This is a genomic window from Pseudorhodoplanes sp. (assembly GCF_050250235.1).
GTDB lineage: Bacteria > Pseudomonadota > Alphaproteobacteria > Rhizobiales > Xanthobacteraceae > Pseudorhodoplanes.
Window position 1 is genome coordinate 30,486 of sequence record NZ_JBFWPA010000020.1, and the last position, 23,313, is coordinate 53,798.

General features: G+C 55.0%; 18 protein-coding genes and 6 pseudogenes. 19 read left to right on the plus strand and 5 right to left on the minus strand.

The window, feature by feature from the left end; translation table 11 throughout:
* Nucleotides 1–348: 348 nt before the first annotated feature.
* Nucleotides 349–1,168: pseudogene (locus tag AB7F49_RS11620) on the minus strand (IS5 family transposase); the annotation flags it as partial.
* 535 nt (nucleotides 1,169–1,703) lie between these two features.
* Between AB7F49_RS11620 and AB7F49_RS11625 the strand changes: the two are divergent.
* The 5 genes from AB7F49_RS11625 (at nucleotide 1,704) to AB7F49_RS11645 (ending at nucleotide 5,717) form a co-directional block, all read left to right on the plus strand.
* Nucleotides 1,704–2,957 (plus strand): amidohydrolase family protein, encoded by a 1,254-nt coding sequence (locus AB7F49_RS11625; RefSeq protein ID WP_428522442.1) that lies wholly within the window; start codon nucleotides 1,704–1,706, stop codon nucleotides 2,955–2,957.
* A gap of 107 nt (nucleotides 2,958–3,064) precedes the next feature.
* Nucleotides 3,065–3,253: a hypothetical protein gene (locus tag AB7F49_RS11630; RefSeq protein WP_428522444.1), complete on the plus strand. Its 189-nt coding sequence runs from the start codon at nucleotides 3,065–3,067 to the stop codon at nucleotides 3,251–3,253.
* Nucleotides 3,254–3,257: 4 nt separating this feature from the next.
* Nucleotides 3,258–3,677 carry a Rieske (2Fe-2S) protein gene (locus AB7F49_RS11635; RefSeq protein WP_428522446.1) on the plus strand — a complete coding sequence of 140 codons (420 nt, stop codon included), beginning with the start codon at nucleotides 3,258–3,260 and terminating at the stop codon, nucleotides 3,675–3,677.
* Between the two features lie 58 nt (nucleotides 3,678–3,735).
* The gene (locus AB7F49_RS11640) at nucleotides 3,736–4,701 is read left to right on the plus strand and encodes a Bug family tripartite tricarboxylate transporter substrate binding protein (protein ID WP_428522447.1); all 966 of its coding nucleotides are present in this window, start codon (nucleotides 3,736–3,738) and stop codon (nucleotides 4,699–4,701) included.
* Nucleotides 4,698–5,717: a Bug family tripartite tricarboxylate transporter substrate binding protein gene (locus AB7F49_RS11645; RefSeq protein ID WP_428522449.1), complete on the plus strand. Its 1,020-nt coding sequence runs from the start codon at nucleotides 4,698–4,700 to the stop codon at nucleotides 5,715–5,717. Before AB7F49_RS11640 ends, AB7F49_RS11645 begins: the two co-directional genes overlap by 4 nt.
* A 620-nt stretch (nucleotides 5,718–6,337) precedes the next feature.
* On the opposite strand, the pseudogene AB7F49_RS11650 reads toward AB7F49_RS11645, so the two are convergent.
* Nucleotides 6,338–6,610: pseudogene (locus tag AB7F49_RS11650) on the minus strand (Mu transposase domain-containing protein); the annotation flags it as partial.
* A 94-nt stretch (nucleotides 6,611–6,704) separates the two neighbouring features.
* On the opposite strand from AB7F49_RS11650, the gene AB7F49_RS11655 reads away from it, so the two are divergent.
* From AB7F49_RS11655 to AB7F49_RS11665, 3 genes and pseudogenes are all read left to right on the plus strand, one after another.
* Nucleotides 6,705–7,970 carry an IS256 family transposase gene (locus tag AB7F49_RS11655; RefSeq protein WP_428522451.1) on the plus strand — a complete coding sequence of 422 codons (1,266 nt, stop codon included), beginning with the start codon at nucleotides 6,705–6,707 and terminating at the stop codon, nucleotides 7,968–7,970.
* A 43-nt stretch (nucleotides 7,971–8,013) separates the two neighbouring features.
* Nucleotides 8,014–8,542: pseudogene (locus AB7F49_RS11660) on the plus strand (IS30 family transposase); the annotation flags it as partial.
* Nucleotides 8,522–8,887 (plus strand): annotated as a pseudogene (locus AB7F49_RS11665) (integrase core domain-containing protein); the annotation flags it as partial. The pseudogenes AB7F49_RS11660 and AB7F49_RS11665, both read left to right, overlap by 21 nt.
* 90 nt (nucleotides 8,888–8,977) lie before the next feature.
* Here AB7F49_RS11665 and AB7F49_RS11670 read toward each other — a convergent pair.
* Nucleotides 8,978–9,895, minus strand: coding sequence for a LysR family transcriptional regulator (locus tag AB7F49_RS11670; protein WP_428522452.1), 918 nt, complete (start codon nucleotides 9,893–9,895; stop codon nucleotides 8,978–8,980).
* A gap of 163 nt (nucleotides 9,896–10,058) precedes the next feature.
* Between AB7F49_RS11670 and AB7F49_RS11675 the strand changes: the two are divergent.
* A pseudogene (locus AB7F49_RS11675) lies at nucleotides 10,059–10,870 on the plus strand (IS3 family transposase); the annotation flags it as partial.
* A gap of 75 nt (nucleotides 10,871–10,945) precedes the next feature.
* Here AB7F49_RS11675 and AB7F49_RS11680 read toward each other — a convergent pair.
* Together AB7F49_RS11680 and AB7F49_RS11685 are read right to left on the minus strand one after the other, a co-directional pair.
* Nucleotides 10,946–12,112 carry an NAD(P)/FAD-dependent oxidoreductase gene (locus AB7F49_RS11680; protein ID WP_428522454.1) on the minus strand — a complete coding sequence of 389 codons (1,167 nt, stop codon included), beginning with the start codon at nucleotides 12,110–12,112 and terminating at the stop codon, nucleotides 10,946–10,948.
* Nucleotides 12,112–13,011: an alpha/beta hydrolase gene (locus AB7F49_RS11685; RefSeq protein WP_428522456.1), complete on the minus strand. Its 900-nt coding sequence runs from the start codon at nucleotides 13,009–13,011 to the stop codon at nucleotides 12,112–12,114. The genes AB7F49_RS11680 and AB7F49_RS11685 overlap by 1 nt, the downstream gene beginning before the upstream one ends.
* Nucleotides 13,012–13,105: 94 nt before the next feature.
* Between AB7F49_RS11685 and AB7F49_RS11690 the strand changes: the two genes are divergently transcribed.
* The 10 genes and pseudogenes from AB7F49_RS11690 to AB7F49_RS11735 all read left to right on the plus strand — a co-directional run.
* Nucleotides 13,106–14,557: a Rieske 2Fe-2S domain-containing protein gene (locus AB7F49_RS11690; protein ID WP_428522458.1), complete on the plus strand. Its 1,452-nt coding sequence runs from the start codon at nucleotides 13,106–13,108 to the stop codon at nucleotides 14,555–14,557.
* 84 nt (nucleotides 14,558–14,641) lie between these two features.
* Nucleotides 14,642–16,339 carry an FAD-dependent monooxygenase gene (locus AB7F49_RS11695; protein ID WP_428522460.1) on the plus strand — a complete coding sequence of 566 codons (1,698 nt, stop codon included), beginning with the start codon at nucleotides 14,642–14,644 and terminating at the stop codon, nucleotides 16,337–16,339.
* Between the two features lie 37 nt (nucleotides 16,340–16,376).
* Nucleotides 16,377–17,396: an Ldh family oxidoreductase gene (locus AB7F49_RS11700; RefSeq protein WP_428522462.1), complete on the plus strand. Its 1,020-nt coding sequence runs from the start codon at nucleotides 16,377–16,379 to the stop codon at nucleotides 17,394–17,396.
* Between the two features lie 109 nt (nucleotides 17,397–17,505).
* Entirely contained in the window at nucleotides 17,506–18,687 is a 1,182-nt protein-coding gene (locus AB7F49_RS11705) for a Gfo/Idh/MocA family protein (RefSeq protein WP_428522464.1), read from the plus strand.
* Between the two features lie 11 nt (nucleotides 18,688–18,698).
* Complete coding sequence (locus AB7F49_RS11710; RefSeq protein WP_428522466.1) at nucleotides 18,699–19,664, plus strand: Bug family tripartite tricarboxylate transporter substrate binding protein; 966 nt, start codon at nucleotides 18,699–18,701, stop codon at nucleotides 19,662–19,664.
* A gap of 45 nt (nucleotides 19,665–19,709) precedes the next feature.
* Nucleotides 19,710–20,186: a hypothetical protein gene (locus AB7F49_RS11715; RefSeq protein WP_428522468.1), complete on the plus strand. Its 477-nt coding sequence runs from the start codon at nucleotides 19,710–19,712 to the stop codon at nucleotides 20,184–20,186.
* Complete coding sequence (locus tag AB7F49_RS11720; RefSeq protein ID WP_428522470.1) at nucleotides 20,183–21,625, plus strand: amidohydrolase family protein; 1,443 nt, start codon at nucleotides 20,183–20,185, stop codon at nucleotides 21,623–21,625. Before AB7F49_RS11715 ends, AB7F49_RS11720 begins: the two co-directional genes overlap by 4 nt.
* Complete coding sequence (locus tag AB7F49_RS11725; protein ID WP_428522472.1) at nucleotides 21,618–22,571, plus strand: VOC family protein; 954 nt, start codon at nucleotides 21,618–21,620, stop codon at nucleotides 22,569–22,571. The genes AB7F49_RS11720 and AB7F49_RS11725 overlap by 8 nt, the downstream gene beginning before the upstream one ends.
* Before the next feature lie 51 nt (nucleotides 22,572–22,622).
* Nucleotides 22,623–22,973: a non-heme iron oxygenase ferredoxin subunit gene (locus AB7F49_RS11730; RefSeq protein WP_428522474.1), complete on the plus strand. Its 351-nt coding sequence runs from the start codon at nucleotides 22,623–22,625 to the stop codon at nucleotides 22,971–22,973.
* A 64-nt stretch (nucleotides 22,974–23,037) separates the two neighbouring features.
* Nucleotides 23,038–23,310, plus strand: a pseudogene (locus AB7F49_RS11735) (transposase); the annotation flags it as partial.
* Nucleotides 23,311–23,313: the final 3 nt, after the last annotated feature.

The following is a 23,313-nucleotide window of genomic DNA, read 5'->3' on the forward strand; positions in this document are numbered from 1 at the left end:
ATACAACCGTCTGCTCGCGTGATGCTGCAAGGCTACAAAGCATGGACGCAACCGTGAACGCACCGACCGCGACGCGAAAGCCCTTTTTGCGCCAAAGCGAACGACCGCCGTTGTACCAAGGGTTTCGAAACCTCGAGTTCTGAACTGACCGATTTGCGGGAATGTATCCAGCCTTGCGTCGCGGTCGATACATACCGCAGGCTCCGATGGGTCCCGCAGATTAAGGGCCTTAGAGCTCAACGAGTTCTAGCAGGCTGCTGAAAAGTGTGCGCCGTTTCGGCTGTTACGAGGTTCTGAGCGTGGGCAGGGCGCGCTCCGAAAGCGCGGCCGGCTTGAGGGTTATGGCTGCGGCGTCACACGCCGCCTGCGCAGGTCGCCAACGAAGGCAGTCACGTCGTAAGCCTTGTCGGCAGCGAGCGAGATGCGACCACGCCGGTTGCGCCGGTCGAGCATGGCAAGTGCCGCTTCCCTCTCCGCAAGGCCCGTGGCACGGGTCAGCGCCGCATTGACCGCGAGACCGTTGCGGTTCTCCATCAGCACATGCCCCATGAAGGACAGCCGGCTCTCGCGGCCGTACGCCCTGCGATAGAGTCGGGCGTCGGATGGGTGGTCGAGGCATGCGTCTCGTTGGAGCGCTTCTCGTTGTGGAAGTTGCGCTCGCCGTTGCGGCCCGGTCCGGGTGGCTTGCCTGAGCCGTCCTTCGGACATCGACGCCCAGGCATCGATCAGCGTGCCGTCGACCGAGAAGTGCTCGCTCGATAGCAGCCTCCTGACCCGCGGTGCCAGCAGTGCCGCCAGAAACTCGTGCGCCACCTCCGCCTCCAGCAGCCGGTCGCGGCTATGCGTGAACACCGGCGGGTGCCAGATCTGCATCTATCGGCAGGCCGACGAACCACCGGAACAAAAGATTGTAGTCGATCTGCTCCATCAGCATCCGTTCGGAGCGCACCAAGAAAAGGGCCTGCAGCAGCGGCGCCCGCAGCAACATCTCCGGCGGGATCGAAGGGCGCCCCGTGGGCGAATAGAGCGCCTCAAACCGCTTGCTCAGAACGCTCAGCGCCTCGTCCACCAGCTTACGGATCGCCCGTAAGGGATGATGCGCCGGACCCCGCTGCTCGAGCCGCACATATGAGACCAAGCCCTCAGACCGATCGTCCCGCCCGCGCATCCCAATTCACCCCCCTTGGCTCCAAAGCCCAAAGAATCACCATCAGAAACCGCCGTCGAGTCAGCTCTTCAGCAGACTGCTAGGCCTCTGCTCCCGCACAGGATCATTGATCCAGCTATCGATCGCCTCCGCGTCTGCGGCGTCGCCCTTATCGGCTTTGACGTAAGCACGATCATAGTGCGGAGCGATCAGGCGGCAACCGATCTCGCGCGCCAAAAATGCGCGGCAGCGCAGCCTCCATCGCCACAATCGTTGAAGGATAAAAGCTAAGGAAGATCATAGCCTCGCTGCGCCCGAGCCGCCGACGACCTGGAACACACTTTGCCGAAATACATGCCGAGCGGTGCGGGAGCCCTTCTCTAACCACCCTCCTTCTAGCTGCAGACAGCCATTAAAGCATGCCACCCGCGGGGAGGCGGCTGTCCATCCGTCAGGTCAAAGCCAAAGGTCGATATGGAACGCAGTGTTCCGAATTTGAAATCTTAAATTCTGCTACGAACTCAGCTAAGGTGCGGCAACCTTAAAGGAGACTGTGATGTTGGACCGCGCGAAAAGCCACTTTCGGGAATTGCAAGAAATAACAATGCATACGGATACGCGCGATTGCCTAGCCCATGCCACGCGTCAGGCAGAGAGCTACGATGATTATTTTCTTGTAGATGTCGACGCGCATGTTACCGAAACCTCTTTTTGGCCTGAGATCATTTCCACGATCGATAATGATGTTATCCGTCAGATGGGAGAGTCGGCACTAGCTCGACCTGGTGGCAGCGGCACGGCTCTTCTAAACATGTCTCCTGGCATCAACTATCAGAATGTCTATGGGCGCATTCCCCATCAGCAAGGTTTACTTGAAAGGGTAGAAAGCAGTGGTGATCATCCGTTCACCCAGTTGGCTCGAAGAGCGATGGATGCGCTCGGCCTAGATTACCAGATTGTGTTTCCAACGCCGATGCTGCTGCTCGGCATGCACCCGCAAGATGATGTCGAGGTGGCATTGGCTGGGGCTTACAACAAATGGCTTATCGAACGCATTCTTCCGCAAGATGATCGCTTGAAGGGGCTTGTTTATCTTCCGTTTAATACGCCGGAAGCGTGCGTCGAGCAGGTCCAAAGATATGCGCAGTTGAGTAGCATTATAGGCTTTACTATATGCTCGACTCGTAACAAGCCGGTTCATCATAACAGCTATATGCGGCTGTATTCTCTGATCGAGGAGGTGGGTAAGCCGCTGACATTTCATTCGGGTTTCAATTGGAACGACCCGTCTTTTCAACAGCTAAACCGGTTCATCTCTATGCATGCACTTTCGTTCGTACATTACAGTCTAATTCACATGACGAATTGGATCATCAATGGATTGCCCGAACGCTTTCCGAAATTAAAACTCATGTGGATCGAAAGCGGACTTGCCTGGATTCCGTTCCTCATGCAGCGGCTCGATCATGAATATCAGATGCGAAGCTGCGAAGCTCCGATGCTGAAGCGTTTACCGAGCGAGTATATGCGGGAAATGTACTACACGACGCAGCCACTTGAGAGAACCAATCTAAAGCTGCTCGAAGCAACCCTAGACTCGTTTAATGCGGAGACGCAGCTACTCTACGCTTCCGACTGGCCTCACTGGGATTTCGACACTCCGGGATCCATCACCACGCTGCCATTTCTTTCAGAGCAAGCAAAACGCAATATTCTTGGCCTGAATGCCGCGCGTCTCTTCAATCTTGAGGTGGGGCGGCGGAGGCCAAAACCGCGCGATGTCCTTGCGTCGCGCCCGGCCGTGTCATGACTGCAAGTGAGAAAGAGCCTCGTCTCGGGGGCCGCTTTATAACGGAGGCCAATCGGGCGCTCTTATCCGGACATCTTGCAAAAGTGGATGATGAGGACCTAAGGCGCGTGCTGACTGCAGCAATCCGGCTGTATTCCGCCAAAATCGAATTCGGCGGCGCAGCCGGCGAACCGGTGGTCGTTTCCGAAGTTACTCCAACGGACATTGTCGTGATGGTCAGCGCTCTAATCGAGGCTGTCGGACTTAATCTGTGGGATGTGTCCATGTGGCACAGCAGAGTAAAATACAGCAGGTGAAAAAATGCGCGATGTAGACATAGGGGCTGCCTCCGATTTCGGTGATCCAGACCGAAAGCTTATTGGATTTGACCGATTTGAGGTGGCCGTCTTCAAACTGAGTGACGAGTTTTTCGCTTACCTAAACCACTGTCCGCACATGGGCGGACCCGCATGTCAGGGTAAGATAATTGCGAAGGTCGAGGAGGACCTTGCCGAAGATTGCACAAGTCGGGGTATGACGTTTTCCAAGACTAAGTTGCACGTCGTTTGCCCGTGGCACGGTTTCGAGTTCGACATCCGAACCGGCGTTCATCCCGGCAATCCCAAGGCGCGACTTCGGAAGATTCAGGTTCGGGTGATCGACGGCAGCGTTGTGATTACAGTGCCATCTCATGAGGAGCATCTCCCTTTAATGCAGGAAGCTGATATCTCTGTTTCATAATGAGAGTCTGGAATTCGCGGGAAAATCGTTGCCTCAGGTTTGCAAAATGGAGATTCTGATGCGAATAGCTTTGGTAGCCGCCGTGCTTATCGGGTTGATACAATCAGGTTTTGGGAAAGAATTTCCGGAGCGGGTTGTAACGATCGTGGTTCCGTTCGCAAGTGGAGCGTCCACCGACATCGTTGCCCGCTTTGTCGCGCAAGGTCTTTCATCAAAGCTTGGTCAATCTGTTATTGTGGAGAACAAGCCGGGTGCCGGTTCGGTGATTGGAACGGATTTTGTAGCCCGTTCGCAGCCAGACGGACACACCTTACTGATGGCGACCCTTTCATCCGTGGCCACAAATCCATCCGTATTCAAGAAGTTGTCGTACAATCCCAAAAATGATTTTGTTCCGATAATCGCAATCGCTAAAATTCCGTTCGTGCTCGTGGCGAACGACAATTTACCGGTTAAAAACATTTCTGAGCTGATAGCGTTCGCTAAAGTGAATGAAAACAAAATAAATATGGGTTCTGCTGGCCCCGGATCGGCGCACCATCTGTTTGCTGAGCTATTCGCCAGCATGGCTGACATCAAGTTCGCTCATGTTCCTTATCGCGGGAGCCTACCCGCGCTGAACGGTCTACTCACGAAGAGTATTGACGTGACTTTCACAGATCTTCCTCCGGCCAAAGGGATGATTGAGGGTGGAAAGCTTCGCCCGCTTGCGGTTAGCACCGCTACACGTATTCCTGAACTTCCGCATGTTCCTACTTTGAACGAGAGCGGTGTACCAGGCTATGACGCCGCCCCCTGGTTCTTGATCTTGGCTCCTGCAAAAACACCTCGGGCGGTGGTCGAACGACTGCATGTTGAGTTGCAGGCTATTGTTTCCGATCCTGAGACCCGACGCCGCATAAACGACATGAGTCTGGTAGCGATGGATCCCTTGTCGCTGACGGAACTTGAAACGTTTGTGACCAGCGAGATCGAACGATGGTCCAGGATCGTACACAAAGTCGGCTTGGCAGGCTCCCAATGATGAAGCAGCATTCATCAGCCAATCTTCCAGGAGGGAAAAAGATGAAGAAATCGCTATTGATTCTTTCGATGTTTTTAACGCCATTCCTTTGGTTGGTGAGTGCAAATGCAACAGATTTTCCGAAGCAGAAGATTTCGATCGTCGTACCATTCGCGGCCGGGGGTGCGAACGACATAACCGCGCGTCTCGTGGGCGAAGCCCTGTCCCACGAACTGAAAGCCCCGATTGTAATTGAGAATCGCCCGGGCGCTGGTTCGGTACTCGGCACTGAGTTTGTCGCACGTGCAAAGCCCGACGGTTACACATTGCTATTGGGTGGTCTCTCCGCCATCGCGCTCAATCCGACCGTTTATAAGGCGCTACCGTACGACCCAAGAACTGACTTCGTTCCTTTAGCAAATGTAGGCGAGGTACCCTTTGTTCTTGTTGTTAATCCGGCACTTGAAGCCAAGTCCGCTTCCGAATTGATTGCTTACGCCAAAGCCAACCCCAGAAAGCTGAATATGGCATCCGCGGGATCTGGTTCGCCGCATCATCTTTTTGGCGAGTTGCTCGCAAGCGTGGCCGGCTTCGCGGTGACACATGTGCCATACCGGGGTAGCCAGATTGCCGTTAACGACGTGGTGGCAGGGCATGTCGACATGATGATTGCAGATTTGCCGGTCGCGCAATCGTTGATCGAATCTGGCAAGCTGCGTGCGCTTGCAGTCACCACAAAACGAAGAGTGCCCAACTTACCGAACGTGCCTACGTTGGATGAAGCAGGTGTGCCCGGCTATGAAGCTGCTGCGTGGCTGCTGCTACTAGTCCCAGCAAAAACACCGCGATCTGTCATAGAAGCGCTATATAGCGCTACGAACAAGGCACTTGCCACTCCGGAGTCTAGACGACGGATAGAAAAACTCATGATACCCGGAACCTCGGCCCCCTTGCCAGATCTGCAGGAGTTCGTGAAGGCAGAAATCGCCCGCTGGGAAAAGACCATCAATTTGGCAGGGTTAGCCTCTTCGCAGTAGGGGTAGGGCAGCGAACTTGGGCTGCCTAAGTATTTCCTGCAGTCTTCCTGACAAAGGGACCGAGCATGAAGCGCAAGAGGTTCACCGAGGAGCAAATCATCGCTGCTCTATGAGAGCATGAGGCTGGCTCGAAGACCGCCGATCTGGCTCGCAAGCACAGCATCTCGGAGCCCACGCTTGTCCCGTCGTCAGGTGATTTGAGACAGGTTGCGGCCTGCTTCAGGGCAGGTTCTGGCCCATCTGGTTTCGGATTTAAGCGGCTTTGTTGCAGTGACCTGCCTTCATTGAGTGGTCCGTCTCGGATGTTAGTTTAGCGATGGCGGCTTGCCAGCGTTGCAGGCGGAGACGCCCCACGGAGCGAAGCCGGCCACGCTGCAAACCCCGGCACGAAGACCTCTGGCGCGGGCGGCCTGTATCGCAGAGAGGCATCTTCAAAAGCGGTGCACGTCAAGACGCCTGCAAGCCATGGCCTGCACCCGGTTCCGCTGACACGCACTTATCCAGCCTTCCGTTCGAACTCCATAGGGCTCAGATCTCCGATCGTCGAGTGCTGTCAACGGGCTGCGAACTTTCCGTGAATCTGGGCTTCCAATTTTCCCTAGCTGACGGTTGTCCCTCGTTGCGAGGTGGGCGGCGATGGACCGGTAGACTTCGAGAGAGCGGCGCGACACATGCTCGCCGGGTCGCCCCAAGACAGCGCCATGATCCGTTGCGCGGCTGAAGGCGGACATTGTCCTTGCGCGCGCGACGCCCTGCCTGTGTTCCGGTACGACGCGGGTCCTGCGGCGGCCCTCGAGCACCGGATGGACAGCGACCAACCGACCCTGATCAAGAATGCGGATCGAATCCGGCGGTTGATGGACCTCGACGATCCTGCGGGTACGGTCCGGGAGCTATGGCCGAAACTGGGTGATGACGGGTTGAGAGAGGCGGCGTATCGAGGCGGGTATCCAGCCTGCCAGAACCTCTCAAGGAGAGCGATACGCCATGACCGAGACTACCAACTTGCTTGCTTTCCGTCAGCCATCCACGGTTGACGATCCACTGACCGATATCCTCCGCGCTGGGGCGCGCGACCTGCTTGCCAGGGCGATCGAGATCGAGGTCGACACGTTTCTGGCCAGCACGTCTGACCTGACACTGCCCGACGGCCGAGCCCGGCTGGTCCGGCACGGCTATGGACCGGCGCGGCAAATTCAGACCGGCATCGGCCCCGTGGAGGTCGCCCGGCCGAAGGTTCGGGACCGCGGCGCCCCCGGGGTCGATCGGATCCGCTTCAGCTCGGCGATCCTGCCGCTGTGGGCGCGGCGCACCAAGAGCCTGGATGCCCTGCTGCCGGTGCTCTACCTGCGCGGCATCTCGACCGGCGACTTTCAGGACGCGCTGTCGGCGCTGCTCGGCAAGGATGCGCCGAACCTGTCGCCGTCGGTGATTGCACGCCTGACGGCCGAATGGCAGGCCGAGTACGAGCGTTGGCAGCGACGTGACCTGTCGGCGCGGCGCCACGTCTATGTCTGGGCCGATGGCGTTTATTTGCAGGCCCGGATGGAGGATCACAGCGAATGTATCCTGGTGCTGGTCGGCGCGACGCCGGAGGGCAAGAAGGAACTGGTCGGCTTCCAGGTGGGCGCCCGCGAGAGCACCCAGAGCTGGCGTGAGCTCTTAATCGATGTGAAGCAGCGCGGCTTGCGGATCGCTCCTGAACTGGCGGTCGGTGACGGCGCTCTGGGGTTCTGGAAGGCCCTCGACGAGGTCTTCCCCGGCACGCGACACCAGCGGTGCTGGTGCCACAAAGTCAGCAATGTGCTCGACAAGGTCGCTAAATCCGTGCAGGGCGCCATGAAGAACGACCTGCGGAACGTCTATCTGGCGCCGAGCCGGGCGAAAGCCGAAACAGCGATCGACGCCTTCGTCGAGAAATACCATGCCAAATACGGGCCTGCGGTCGAGTGCTTGATCAAGGATCGTGAGGCGCTGCTCGCCTTCTTCGACTTCCCTGCCGAGCATTGGGCTCATCTGCGCACCTCGAATCCGATCGAGAGCGTGTTCGCCACGGTGCGGCACCGGACGGTGCGGACGAAAGGATCGCTTTCGCCGAAAACCGCAAAACTGATGGTCTTCAAGCTGGTCGACGCCGCATCAAAGACCTGGCGCCGACTGAAGGGCACAAATCACTTGCCGAAGGTGATCGCCGGTGTCAGGTTCTCCGACGGCATCGAGGTCATCACACCGACCGAAAGCCACGCCGCCTAATCGGCCGCGTCACCCAGAATCCTGCATAGCTCGGTCAAAGGCCTGGAGTCCTGAGCAGATCGCGCATCGACTCCGGATTGACTATCCAGAGGATCCGACCATGCGGATCAGCCATGAGGCGATTTATCGGTCTTTGTATATTCAGGGCCGCGGAGCATTGCGCCGTGAACTGACTGCTTGCTTACGATCGGGCCGCGCTTCGCGTGCTGCGCGAACGCACCAGAAATCGAAACAAATCCTTTATCGGGGACGCCGTCATGATCAGCGAGCGACCGCCGGAGATAGCTGACAGGGCCGTCCCGGGTCACTGGGAAGGTGACTTAATCCTTGGTCTTGAGAGCTCGGCGATCGGCACGCTTGTGGAGCGAAGCTCGCGGTTCACCGTGCTACTGCATTTGCCGCGGATGGAAGGCTACCAAGGCGGTCAACGTGTCCGAAACGGTCCGCCACTCGCAGGCCACGGCGCCCAAGCGGTCCGTGAGGCTATTGTCCAATCAATGGGCGAACTTCCCGGGCGGTTGCGTAGATCGCTGACATGGGACCAAGGGGCGGAAATGGCACAACACGCGCGATCGGTCAGTACAATCCGGGTGTTGCGACGGTCGGTTGAATCCGCCCAATACGTCAGCATTCGATACACCGAGCGCCTGGCCGAAGCGGGCATCGAGCCTTCCGTCGGCAGCGTCGGCGATTCATACGACAATGCGCTCGCCGAAACGATCAACGGCCTCCACAAGGCCGAGGTCATCCATCGACGCGGTCCGTGGCGCTCGTTCGAGGCGGTCGAATTCGCCCCGCTCGAATGGGTCGACTGGTTCAACAATCGCCGGCTGCTGGAGCCCATCGGCAACATCCCGCCAGCGGAAGCCGAGGCAGGCTATTACGCTATGCTGCAAGAGCCGGTCATGGCAGTGTGACTCAAACAAAACGGCCTCCGGTGAAACCGGGGCGGTTCAACTTGCTTTCAACCGGCGCGCTCCAGCTTTCTGGAATAAGACCACCTAAGGTCAACCTCCGCCCACTGGATACGTTTTCAATTGCTTCCGCAAGATATCAAGAAAACTCTTAATCTTCTGGGGAAGGTGCTGTTTCCAACGATACGTGGCATAAATGGATAGAGGCTCAATCGGCCAGTCATGAAGGATTTGGACGAGGGCGCCGCGATTGCTTTGCGCGCTTGCTTCAGTCAAAATTACCACACCGCCGCCGGACAGTGCCAGCTCTCGCACAGTCGAAGTATTGTTCACAGTCACTCGTGCTTTAACATCTTTGGTCTCCGCGCTGTCAGGCGACAATATAATGGACCATAATCCCTCCCGGCGTTGGGCTTCGTGCACAATGCAGTCATGTCGATGGAGGTCGGATATGTGTTTCGGGATTCCGTTTCTCTTGCTATAGTTCTTGGAGACAAAATAGCCTCGCTTCAGCTGTGCGATCAGCTGGGCGGGCCGAACGTCACCACCCGTGCTGCCGCCGATATGGATAGATAGATCATAGGGCTCCTCCAATAAATCGATCCACCGATTGGTCACGTCTGCGTAGACGTCGACTCCTGGATTGTCGACCATGTAGGCGATGATGCTCGATGCCAGCCAATTGACTCCGATATCCGGAGGCAAACTCAAATGCAATCTGCTTCGGATATTCGCGTGGTGTTCGGACAACTGTACGACGGCGGCATCGACATCTCCCAGGATGCGCTCGCAATGATTGTAAAGCAAACGTCCGGTCTCTGTAAGGGCGAGGTGGCGTCCTTTACGAGAAAACAACGTCGAGTTGAGCGAAAGCTCCAATGCTGCTAGCTGCCGGCTTAACGTTGATTTCGGCAAACGAAGTCGTCGACTAGCCTCCGCAAGACTGCCGGAGTTGGCTATTCGATAGAACAACTCGATGGCATTCAGGTCGATAGAGGTACCCTTTTGCATAAATCGCACTCCCGCGCTGAGATACCCCTCTAGTAAAGAGGCAGATTCGGTCTCTGTCACTAACGTTGCCTCGCTTTGATCAGAGGTTAGCCCGAGCACGTGATTGAAGAACTTTTTCCTTGGCTCCAATCGTGCGGGAACAAGCTTCACCCGGACGAAGTACGGGCTCTCCGAACGCCACGCCTGCCGGATTGTCGATCAGCCAAGCGGTACGCAGCGCTATACGGCCATTGACCCGGCGGATGAGGATGCGCTGACCGGCGCGATCATCGCTCTTGCCTCACAATACGGCCGCTACGGCTATCGGCGCGTCACCTCGCTGCTAAGGACTTCCGGCTGGCAGGTTGGTTGCGATCGCGTGCGGCGGATCTGACGCCGTGAGGGGCTTAAAGTACCGAAGAAGCAAAAGCCGCGAGGCCGGCTATGGCTCAACGATGGATCATGTGTCCGGCACAGGACGAGCCATCGCAATCATGTCTGGAGCTACAAGTTTTGTCGAGGCGCAGACCCATGATGGTCGCCGGATCAGACTGTTGACCTTGATCGACGAGTTCACCCGCGAGTGCCTCGCCAGCCGGTCGCTGGCCGTATCAACAGCCTCGGCCATCGAAACAGTAGCCGATGTGCTGCTCGCCAAGGGCATTCCGGAACACATTCGTTCTGACAATGGAGCAGAGATGACCTCCAGGCTCGTACAAAGCTGGCTTAGCAGGGCTGGGATCAAAGACGCTCTACATCGAGCCTAGCAGTCCATGGGAAAATGGCTATTGCGAGTCCTTCAACGGAAAGCTGCGCGACGAATGCCTGAATGAGGAACTCTTCTACTGCCTCAAGGAGGCTCGCATCGTTATCGAGCAATGGCGAAACCTATACAACATCGTCCGTCCACGCTCGTCGCTTGGTTACCGACCGCCAGCACAACAAACATCCACAGGCGTCATGCCCACGCTGGCTCACCAAGCCCCCATGCAATAATCTCTATCCGCCTGGTTCAAAATATCTGTCAGGTCAACTGCACAGTCGCAATAACTCAAACAAACTATGACCGATTTAAAGACGTTGTTGGTCTTCGATCGCTCTACGCAGCATCGAAATGCGTTTGCCACAGTTTATACCTGCAGCCGCTACGATAAAACCGTTCGCATCAATGCAAGTCACACCCAAATTCTCATCAGGATCAATGTCATCCCATATTCTTGTTTCAACGGCCAAATCAGGCAAACCAACGACCTGAATGTTCCGGTTAAATTGGTCTGACCAAAACCAAGGTAAATCCTCGTATGTCGCTTCGACCCCTGCCATTGTCCGCGCCGCAACTATCGGCTGCGTAGCGGCCGTTTTCCAACACTCCAATCGCCGCCTGCAGCCCCAGTGCGCGACGGGGTAATTTGTTACCTCGCCGGCGGCAAGGATACTGTCATCACTGGTGCGGCAGCGCTCATCGACCACGATGCCATCGTCTACCATTAGGCCGCAGTCAGACGCAAAGGCAGAATTAGGCTTGATGCCGATGCAAATTAGCACTTCGTCAGCATGAAGGCTTTGTGATGTTGAGGAAACACAAAGCCCATCAGACACGTGAGATATTTCGGTCACTCTCTCGCCGAGCAATATAGAGGTCCCGCGAGCGGTGTGAAGCTTAAAAAGCCAGTCGGAAATTTCGACCGGGACACTGCGAGATGCCAGTCGATCCGACGCTTCCAGAACCGTGACGCGTACATTTCGGGTGCGAGCGGCGGCGGCTACTTCAAGCCCTATCAGGCCTCCGCCTACCACAACTAGATGCCTTTCGGGCAAGAGTGCATTTCGCAATCTCTGAGCGTCTTCATACGTTCTGAGCTTGTGAATCCGTGCCAGTACCTCGGGCGAGCACGGCAGAACGATAGGCGAGGAACCAACCGCAAGCAGTAGACGATCGTAAGCAATCCGTTCACCGTCCCAAAGCTCAATCTGGCGCCTTTCACGAAGAATGCGGGCAACTCCACACTGCGGCCGAAAGAAAATTCCAGCGTCTGCGTAAGCATCCGGCTTGGAGAGAAAAGGAATCGAAGCGTTGGCGTTTTCAGCAGTCAGGAGTTCCTTCGACAGCGGCGGCCGGTCATATGGTGCGTGTATCTCCTCTCCCAACAAGAGAACAGGACCCTTTGCCAGACGCGCCAACTCCAACGCTGCTGTGTGGCCGGCAAGCCCGGCACCGACTATCACAAACGAGTGCATCAGGAAGCGGCGCGGGAATTATCGTGGGCGACATGCACTGGTAAATAGACATTCAACCAATTCTCGATGGTCGATCTTACCAATCTGTTTTCCTCCGCAAACATGAAATGATCGACGTTAGCGAACAAATGCAGGTCGGTAGGTTGTTTGGAGCGCCTGAAAAGCTCGATAGATTGATCAGTCGGAGTGACTGAATCGTTTGAGCTGTGCAAGAGCAAAACCGGACGTGGGGAGATGTGCGCAATCACATCATTGGCTTTGAAATTATACATGCTCTCGACTGTTTCGATCGGAAACTCCGCTATGGCGTTACTTTTAAGGTTTGTCTTCAGTTGTGACGGGATAGGAACGATTTTGTCTCGGGGTATCTTGATAGAATGCCCGGTCTGTTTCTTGATTTCCAAACCCTGCTCCAACATCTCGCAGAAGGCTGCCCACGCGTCCCCCGGGTGCTGACCCTTGAATTTCGCCTCGCCATCGCCCCAGCCCCCTGATGATATCACCGCAGCAACTCTTAGATCGACACCCCCCGTATAGATTGCTACCGCGCCTCCAAAGCTGCTGCCGAAGCATCCGATTCGGTTCGCATCCACCTCTTCGCGTGAGGCAAGATAGCTCACGGCATTCTTTGTATCTTCTACCTGCTCCATGCAGATGACTCGACCCCGCTCACCGTCACTTTCTCCACAGCCTCGCATATCTATTCTCAATGCGACGTAACCAAGCCTCGACAAAAAACGGCAAGGCACCGAAGCATTGTCGCTCTCTTTCGTACTGCCAAACCCGTGCAGTACAACGAAGGCCGGCTGACCGCGCACGGAGCCGGTGTTATCAGGAAGGTGGATGATGCCTGACAGGCGCAATCCGTCCGACAAAACTGAAACTTTTTCCTCGCGCATTGTCTAACGTTGGTCCTTCACTTCATTCGCCGTGGTGCAAACCGCCCTGTGTTTCGAACAGGGTAATAATAGGCCGTGTGGATGCCTTTTTGTCTTGCGTGCCAGAGCGCATGAATACTCGCTCCGAAACACGCTGTACAACTATATTTTGAATCAGTTTATGAGACGATCCGTTCCAAATTTGCCCACTGGAAAGAAAATAAGTTTTGCCGCATGTTCAGATTTCACGTCTAAGGAGTTTGACATGGAAACTCAGCAGCTCACGCGCGTCGGGCCAGGCACTCCAACCGGCAGCTTCCTGCGCCAATTTTGGATGCCCGCTCTGATGTCTTCAGAGCTGATGGCTGATGGAGCGCCGATCCGTCTTTTGCTTTTGGGGGAGCGCCTGATCGCCTTTCGCACGACATCCGGCAAAGTGGCCATTATGGATCACCGGTGCCCGCACCGTTGCGCTTCGCTGTTTTATGGACGTAACGAGGATGAGGGTCTTCGTTGTGTCTACCACGGCTGGAAGTTTGATGGCGATGGGAAGTGCATCGAGGCGCCTAATGTGAGCAGCCGAAAACCGATCCATCCGACTATTCCGACGACAGCTTATCGTACACGCGAAGTAAACGGCGTCGTTTGGGTGTATATGGGTGAGCGTCAAACCCCGCCGCCGTTCCCAGAATTTCCGGTCCTGCTGGAGCCTGCCGACAAAGTGAGCGTTTGGTGCATGCAGCGCGAGTGCAACTACCTGCAGGCGCTCGAAGGCGACCTTGATACTTCTCATTCCGGATTCTTGCATCTCGGTGTTGGCATGGGGGCCGACGAGAGTACCAAAGGGCGGACCAGCCCGGAGGCGCTTTCTATGGCGGTCCCCAACCCGGAATTTAAGATCGTCGATACGCCGAGCGGCGTGAGGGCTGGTGCCTATCGTCCCGCCGATCAAAGTAGCACCTATTGGAGGTTCACCAATTTCATCATGCCCTTCTTCAGCCAAGTCCCGCCCTGTCCTCTCGGCTCAGAGGCTGTGCTGAGAGCGTGGGTGCCGATGGATGATTATCATACAATGTTCTTTTCTATTACTTCGGATACTTTCCTGCTTTCCCGGAGCCCGAACGCGCGGCAAAGAGCAATCCCGCAGCCTGGTCTGACAACCGACTACAAATATCTCCCAAACACGACGGATTGGTACGGCCGTTGGCGCTCTGCTGCGAATATGAGCAACGACCATTTGATTGATCGAGAAATGCAGCGAAAGCAAAGCTATACAGGCATTGAAGGTCTCGACATTCAAGACGCGGCAGTAACAGAGAGCATGGGGCCGATCGTTGATCACTCGGCGGAGAATCTTGCGCAAAGCGATCTCTTGGTGGTGCATGCTCGTCGGAAGATGGTGAATGCTGTTGAGCAGTGGATCCAGGATAAGGCTCTGCCCGCTCCAGTAGATAATCCATCGTTGCTTGGTGATCTTTGGAGCGGACACGTGATCGCTCCGAAGGGAGAGGCTCTCGAGATCGTGTACGAGAAGAACATTCCTTCATCGCGTCATGTCGCCGCATAGGCTGGCGAGAGGCAACAATTTCATCGTGAGCCCGCGTGCAACATTTGGCAGCGATGTAGCTGCGCTCTTCGCTCGAATTGACACGTGACAGTCAGCAAGAAAGCGGAAATAAAGATCCCAGCGATGCAAGACAGCAATACGTTGTCAGTTCCTGTCCTGATAGTCGGTGCCGGGCCTGTAGGAATGGGCTTGGCTCTTCACTTACGGCATCTGGGCGTCAGTTCGCTGCTGGTAGATCGCCGTGCTGTCCCGCTCCGGCATCCTAGAGGCAACAGCCATAACGCCAGGACGATGGAGCACTACCGGCGCTTGGGTTTATCGAAAGCTATAAGACGGCTAGGGATTCCGAGAGATCACCCAACCGATGTTGGCTATTTCACGACCTTGGCGGGATATGAACTCGCCCGTTTGCGTTTGCCATCGGAGAACGAAAAGCAAATCGAATTGAAGAATGCGCAACCTTTCGACCAGATCGTTGAACCCATTCTTCGCTGCAATCAAATGTACGTAGAGGAGTTTTTGCTTTCACACATACGCACAACAAGGGAAATTCAATGTCAGCTTGGCTGGGAACTAGCCAGCTTTGCTGACAAGGGCGACTGTGTCGAGACCGTAATGGTGGACGTGTCGAGCTCGCGCGAAGTGCGCGTGGATTGCCAGTATCTCGTCGGTTGCGACGGTGGCCAAAGTGCTGTCCGAAAAGCCTTAGGGATTTCCTATTCGGGCACACCCTACCGAGAGCAAGCCTATGCGGGTGGACTGACCGCGTCGACCTACATCCGAGCGCCTGCTCTTTATCAGAGGGCGATCCGCAGTCGCTGCTGGCAATATTCGATCGTGAATCCGAGAGTGCGCAGCAATATCGTCACTCTTGACGGAACAAGCGAGTTTTTGTTCTCAACGCGGCTAAAACCGCAGGACAATGAAACCGAGAGACAGGCAATTCATCGACAGCTCGTCATGAGCATGGGACTGGAACTGGAATACGAGTACATCTCTCACTTCTTATGGACCGCGGGCCAAGCTCTCGTTGCGGAACAGTATCGGCAAGGGCGAGTGGTTTTGGCGGGCGATGCGGTGCATTTGTTCACTCCACAAGGGGGCTTTGGAATGAACACTGGCATGGATGATGTAGCCAACCTTGGATGGAAACTCGCAGCTCTTGTTCAGAATTGGGGCGGCCCTACGCTTCTAGCGAGCTACGAAAAGGAGCGAAGGCCTATTGCCATTCGAAACACGAACGCAGCCCAATCTATGGCGAGACATATAGGTGATATTCCAGTCGCAGAGTTTCTTCTTGAAGAATCACCTAGGGGCGCCTGCGCGCGAAATGAAACCGGTGCGGCTTTGGGGCTGCTGACGGAGGAGTTTGCATCCCTAGGAATTCAACTGGGCGCTCGTTATGAGGACTCCAATATTAACGTTTACGATGCCGGCGTGTCTCCGGTGGACAGTCCACATGAGTACGTTCCGAGTTCGGTGCCCGGAGGAAGAGCGCCCCATATTTGGATCAAGCCAAATTTAACATCGCTTTATGATCTTCTTGGCCATGGCTTCTCCCTTTTGTGCTTAGGCACGGCGGAACGCACGCAGCCGTTTCAGGAGGCAGCTGAACGGAGAGGGCTTCCGCTAAAAGTTTTGTCGATCGCTATGCCGGAGGCGCGGGATCTTTATGGCGTTGATTATGCGTTGTTGCGGCCAGATCAGCACGTTGCATGGCGAGGTAATGAAATCCCGCAGAACTGCGATGCAGTAGTCGCCGCAGTCGCAGGCTGGCGATAGCCGCGGACGCTCAGACATCGCATCTAGTGAGGGTAACTTGGCTATCATAAAGACTTCCGAGCTGCGTGCTACCGCACAGTCTATATTTGAGCGACGGGCATTTCCGGTCGAGCATGCCGCGACGTTGGCGGAGGTCTTGGTCTGGGCCAATCTGCACGGGAAGGACACCCATGGGGTCGCTCGCATTCCGAGGTACCTTGAATTGGTAAAGAGCGGCGAACTAAATCCGACGCCGAACATCACGCTTGCCGCTGACCTGCCTGCAATGACGATCCTTGATTCCGACCGTGCCGCAGGCGCGGTCGCTCTTCAACATTCGATTTCCTGCGCCGTGAGCAAAGCGCGCCGACACGGCATTAGTCTGACGCTTATCAAACGGACGACCCATACTGGGTCGATCGGCTACTTTACAACATGCCTCGCGTCGAAGGGATTTGCTGCTATCGCAGCGGCCGCATCCATACCGAACATGGCGTACCATGGGAGTCGGTCGGCGCTCGTTTCAACTGCGCCGCTGGCAGTATCGATCCCGCGCAGTGAGGCGAAAGCGATAACTTTGGATATGGCCTCAAGCAAGATTTCGTGGGGGGGGCTCGTGGCGGCACAGAGGAATAATGTGCCGCTCAATGTGGGAGACGCATTGGACGAGCAAGGAAACTTAACTGAAGATGCGAGTCGGGCTACCGCGTTATCGCCTTTAGGAGGACCTAAGGGTTCCGGTCTTGCACTCATGATCGAGCTGCTGGCTAGTGTTATGGCCGGAAATCCCATTTTGCAGGCCTACCTCAGCCTCGAAAATCGGCAGCACCAACAAAACGCTCTCTTGATTGCTATAGATGTTTCGCAATTGGGAGATCTTGCAGTGTTCGTTCATCGCGTCGAAGCGTTGGCATCCCTTATCAAAGACGCAGATACGCAAGACGGTGTGGACGAATTGCTGATGCCCGGTGAACGGGGCCAACAGCTCAAGGTGAAGAGATTGCGGGACGGGATTCCAATTCCTGAAGAGCTATGGAAACGACTTCAGATCGAAGCAGACACAAACAATGAGCGTTAGCGGAGTGTCCATTGTCGCAGCCATGGTGGTGATATGCCCTGCAGAGGGTGCCCCAGAGCGGGACATACGCGAACATGGCACTAGCAACCGCTTGAAGAACGGAAGTAAGTTGACAACATCGCGTAAAAAAGTGCGCCTGGGAGTGATCGGCCTCGGCAAGGCATATAGCTTTTTGTCCAGGGCGTTGCGTGAAGATGAGCGGATCGAGCTAGTCGCTGCGGCAGACCCGAACGAAAGTGCGAGACTCACTTTTCATTCGAAAACGGGAGGGGTTGCCTACGCCGACGCGGGTCAATTGCTTGCAGATAGCCGGATAGACGCAGTTTATATCGCGACCCCTCCGGCTACACATCTCTCTTTAACCTTGGCGGCAGCTGCAGCGGGCAAGCATATTCTAATCGAGAAGCCGATGAGTGTGAGCATCACTGAATGTGAAACCATGGTTCAGGCTGCAGACAAGGCTCATGTACAACTGCTCGTCGGCCATACTCACAGCTATGACCTTCCGATCCTGATGGCTCGCGCCCACATCCTATCGGGAAAATATGGGCGGCTCCGGCATCTCACGTTGGTAAACTACAATAATTTTTTGACGCGACTGCGAGCGCCGGACGCACTCGATTCAAAGAACGGGGGCGGCGTCGTGCTGCATCAGGGATTTCACCAGGTCGATGTGGCGAGACTTATTGCTGGTGGCTTGGTTGATACTGTAACGGCTTCGAGGGGCTTCTGGAACAATAGATTTCACTCAGAAGGCGCCTACACGGCGACATTGCGCTTTCGGTGCGGGGCCACTGCTACATTGATCTACAGTGGATACGGACGCTTTGACTCAGACGAGTTTTGCGGAGGAGTGAGTGAAACCGGATTGCTAAAGGCGACACCCCCTGCACACGAAAGCGAGTTTGGCTTAGTTGAACGGCGACAGCGCTACCATGAACATTTCGGGCTGGTGCTAGCAAGCTGTGAAGACGCTGACATTAGGCCGGGTCCAGAAGGGGTGATCATCTATCGGGAGCATGAGAAGACTTTCGCTCGGGCGCCTGAAGTCTCAATCCCGCGGTCCGAGGTAATTGATGAATTGTATGGCGCGGTCGTCAATGGCGAGTCTCCACTTCACTCAGGAAATTGGGCGCTAGCAACCCAAGAGGTATGCGAACTCATGCTCAGCAAGTCCAGCGAGAGTGGAAGCCATAAGCTAAAATTGCAGGTAGAGCATGCGCCTATTTCGGAGCGACGCTTTGACAAATCTGTGGTCCCTGCAGCCATCCATAATCGACAACAAGTGTGAAAAGGGAGGAAATGATGCGAAAGTGGAGTCTCTGTATTTGTGCGGCGTTTCTGACGCTAATTGCGGAAAACGTCGGAGCTTTTCCCGACCGTACAATTACCGTCGTCAACACCAATGCTGCGGGCAATACGGGTGATATAGCATTCAGGATCATTCTTCCAATTTTAGAGCAGCGGCTGGGTCAAGCGATAGTGGTTGTCAATAAGCCAGGCGCTAGTGGAGAAATAGCGGTCTCTGAAGTAGCCCGTGCAACGCCCGACGGTTATACCCTGCTGCTTGCGCCCAACAATAACTATGTGATGAATCAGTTCATATTGAAGTCATCTGCAGGGAACCCTCTAGAACTCCTCGCGCCTATTACCACAATATCAGCCGGACATTCAGTAATTGTGGTTCCAGCAAATCTTCAAGTTTCAAATCTGAAAGAACTGCAAGAGCTGGCGAGAAAAGAACGGGGCAAGATCAACTATGGCTCGCCAGGTACCGGAACTCCGCCCCATCTCGCTGCAGCGGCATTTGCGAAGCTGGCAGATATCGAGATGGTACATGTGCCGTATAGAGGCTCGCCAGCCGTTATCCAGGGCCTGCTAACGGGTGATATTCAGTTGTATTTTTCAGTTGTGAGTGCGGTGAAGGGGCAACTTGACTCCGGGAAGCTGAAAGCTCTTGCTGTAGCTGCGCCACAACGACTGGATGTGTTGCCTGAGGTGCCGACAACAGCGGAGCAGGGATTCCCCGAATTGATTTCGGGCTCATGGTGGGCCTTAGCCGCACCTAAAGGTACTCCGTTGGAACGGCTAGAGAAAATCGCCGCAGCGGTACAGTCTGCATTTCGTGATCCTGCCGTGCTCAAGCGCTTCAAAGAATTGAACATAAGCCCTGGCGGCGCAAGCGCTCAGGAATTGGAAAATCAGATAAGCCAAGAAACAATCTTCTGGAGGAAAATCATCCCTTCATTAAAGATCTCGCCGCTGTGATCGCGAGCAATCTTTCACAACAACTTCGGATCAGGAGGAAAGAAGATGTCACTTCCCAAAGCCCCACTACGCGAAGTAATCACGATAAACGGCACCAACGTTGAGCTTGCGGTCAATGGAAATCCGGTCGAAAATTTGGGTGTACTGAAGTCAAAAGAACTCTTTCACTACCTGAATATTTTTGATCGCAAATTTCAACCCTCTAATTTCAACAAAGCCGACGGGACGCCTCTCCGGCTCTTCGATTCTGCGACCCTCAAGATCGATGTCTCAAAGCGATCCAAAGAAGATATGGGCTTCTGGCACAGGAATATCGACTATCACGAGGTGATTTTGTGCGTACGTGGTGCGCTGCGATGGGAGACAGAGATGGGTGCTGTGACCCTGCGCGAGGGCGAAATGATCGTTATTCCCAAAGGCATTAGCCACCGTTCCATGTTGTGCGAACACTCGGCCGAGGAGAATGTCCTCGTCGAGCTGAAATGCACGGACAATCTGAACTATGTCGGCGAAAACAGGTGAATTACAAAATGAGCGCCACCGCATCCACAAGCTCCGAGGGAGCGAGTGCCGCTGATACGATCGTAGTCAATATTGATTGGCTCATAACAGTCGATGAGCAGCGTCGAGTAATTCGCGACGCTGCCATCGCTATCAAGCATGGTAAGATCGTTGCAGTCGGTAAAAGCTCTGAAATCCGTAGCGTTTGGAGTTCCGATCGCATATACGACGCTGCAGATACGGTCGTTACGCCTGGCTTCGTTGACAATCACCTACATTCCTCTTTCCAGCTCTCCCGGGGATTGGCCGATGAAGCGAACGCTCAGTCCTTCCTTTTCGATCACATGTATCCATACGAAGGGGCGATGCAGGCAGAGGATGTCTATGTAAGCGCATCGCTTGCTGCCGTCGAACTGCTGACGCACGGTGTCACCTGCTTCATTGACCCCGGGAATTACCATCCCGGAGCTACTGTGGACGCGGTATGCGCGACCGGCATGAGGCTTGTTATAGCCCGGTCGAGCTTCGATAAAACCAAGTCGGTTCTAGGTGTCCTGCCCCAAACTATGATCGAAACAACCGAGGATTGTTTGCAACGAACCGATGATCTCTTCGCAAAGTATGCGGGCTCTTACGCGGGCAAAGTTTCGGTTAGCGCTTCCTTTCGCGGTCTGAATAACGCTTCTGATGAACTCATCCTCGGACTAAAGTCGCTATCGGACGAGTACGAGGCAACGCTGCAAACCCATGCCTGCTTTTCGTATAGCACCCATGATTCAAGTCTGGCGCAGTACGGGCTTTCCGAAATTGAGCGGCTCGAAGCCCTTGGAGTACTCGACGATCGCATGTTGCTAGTGCATTCAGGTTGGCTGGAGCCAGGCGAAGTCGCTTTGCTCGCAAGACGTAAGGCTACTTTGGTTTGCGCTCCATCCTCTTCGATTCACAACGGCTACGGCAACATCGCCGTTGGTAAGTTGCCGGAGCTTATGGCTCTCGGCGTGAACGTGAGCCTGGGGTCTGATCACGCCTGTTCCGGCTCTGTCGATATGGTGCAGGAGATGCGTTATTGCGCGTGCGGATATAAAGAAGTGCGCCTTAATCCGCGTGTCATGCCTCCAGAAACCGCGTTGGAAATGGCGACTATCAATGGGGCACGGGGAGCGGGCCTCGCCGACCGGATCGGGTCGATTGAAGTCGGCAAGGAAGCGGATTTCGTTATCTTCGATTCCAGCTTACCGGAATGGCAACCGCTCTACAATCCGGTGTCAAACCTTGTCTATAGCGCAACCGGCCGAACTGTAAGGGACGTATTCGTCGCGGGTGACCAGGTGGTCAGAGATGGTCGATTGGTTAATGTGAATCAGAGTGAAATTATGCGGGATGTTACCAAAACCGCACATCGGATCGCGAGCCGATTGGATATGAGAAAGATCCTGAAGCTGAAGTGGCCGGTTGAATAACAGTCCCTTCGCGACGTCAGTCCAGGAAAACGAAGAACTTCGAAAGGTCTATCTTATGTCTGTGATCTCAAAAATTGGATTTGTGTGTTACGACACAAAAGACATCGAAAGGCTTGCGGATTACCATGAAGGGGTCTTGGGCTTTAGGATCCAGCGTGAAGGAAATTTGTGCTATTGTTATGGTTCATCCGGCGATGCCGAGATTGTGCTTCGCCACAGCGACCGATCCGGCTGCACAGTGCTTGGGCTTCAGCTCTGTGACGAACAAAGCCGCTCTGACCTCAAGCGGCGTCTGAGCAGTCAGGGCGTAAAAGTTGCGAAAGGATCGCACGTTGCTCTTACCCTTGGCTTAGACGAGGCGATTGCTTTGCCAAACATTCACGGGATTGACATCGTTGTTTATGGCCAGAGCTGGCCCTCAATGGAGCCCCTGCGCGCTTCTGCTGCAATTCTGCCATCAAAGCTCGGCCATGCAGCGTTTAACGTGATTGATCCGCAGGCCACCGTTGCATTTTTCACCGATATATTTGGATTCAAGGTTTCGGATTGGATGGGCGATTTCTTCGCATTCTTGCGCTGCAATTCGGATCACCACGCCGTAAATTTTCTGCGCGGAGACCAAGCGAAGAACCATCATGTTGCATTCGAACTCCGGGACTGGTCGCATGTGCAGCAGGCATGCGACCATCTTGCTCGAAACAAAATCAAGTTGATTTGGGGGCCGGGCCGCCACGGCATCGGTCACAACATATTTACCTATCATTACGATCCAGACGGCAACATTATTGAGCTCTTTACTGAACTAGATCGCATAGCGGGCGAGGAGCTGGGTTATTTCGAGCCTCGCCCCTGGCATTCCGAGAAGCCGCAAGTTCCACGGATCTGGACCCCGGAGGAAGCGTCAAACTTGTGGGGCGAGCCAGCGCCAGCCAACTTTCGAAAATAATGCCATTGACGGATCGAAAAGAGTCGGTGGCCCGCAGAGGCTAGGAAAATCATGGGTCTGGAAAAGAAGCCGAATCAGTCCGTCGGCGGCAGTTGGGTGAGGGTTGCTAGTATTGATGAAATACCGGCTGCCGGAGTAAGAGCAGTTGAGGTGAATGGCCACGAATTGGCCTTGTATAATATTGCAGGATCGATTTTTTGCACATCGAATATCTGCACTCACGCATATGCATTGTTGAGTGATGGATTTCTTGAAGGCACTGAAATAGAGTGCCCCTTGCACGCTGGCCGATTTGACGTCTTAACTGGAAAAGCATTGTGTTCACCGGTGACAGAGAATTTGGTTGTATACGAAACTAAAGTTTCTGGCACGGATGTTCTTGTATTGCTCTATGCGCGCTGACTGATCCGCCCTCGATGAAGTGATCCGCCTTGAAGTATGTCTTTTGGCATCCAGGAGGACCGATATGCCGAGGAAGCGTTACAAGCCTGAAGAGATCGTTGCGAAGCTGCGGCAGGTTGATCTGCTGGTCTCGCAAGGGGCGGATGCGATCCGCCAGATTGGCGTGAGTGAGGTCACGTTTTATCGGTGGCGTCAGGAGTTCGGCGGGCTGAAGACCGATCAGTTGGAGCGGCTCAAGGACCTTGAACTGGAGAACAACCGGTTGCGCCGGGCGGTCTCGGACCTGACGCTGAACAAGCTGATTCTGACCGAGGCGGCCAAGGAAAGCTTCTTCTCTATT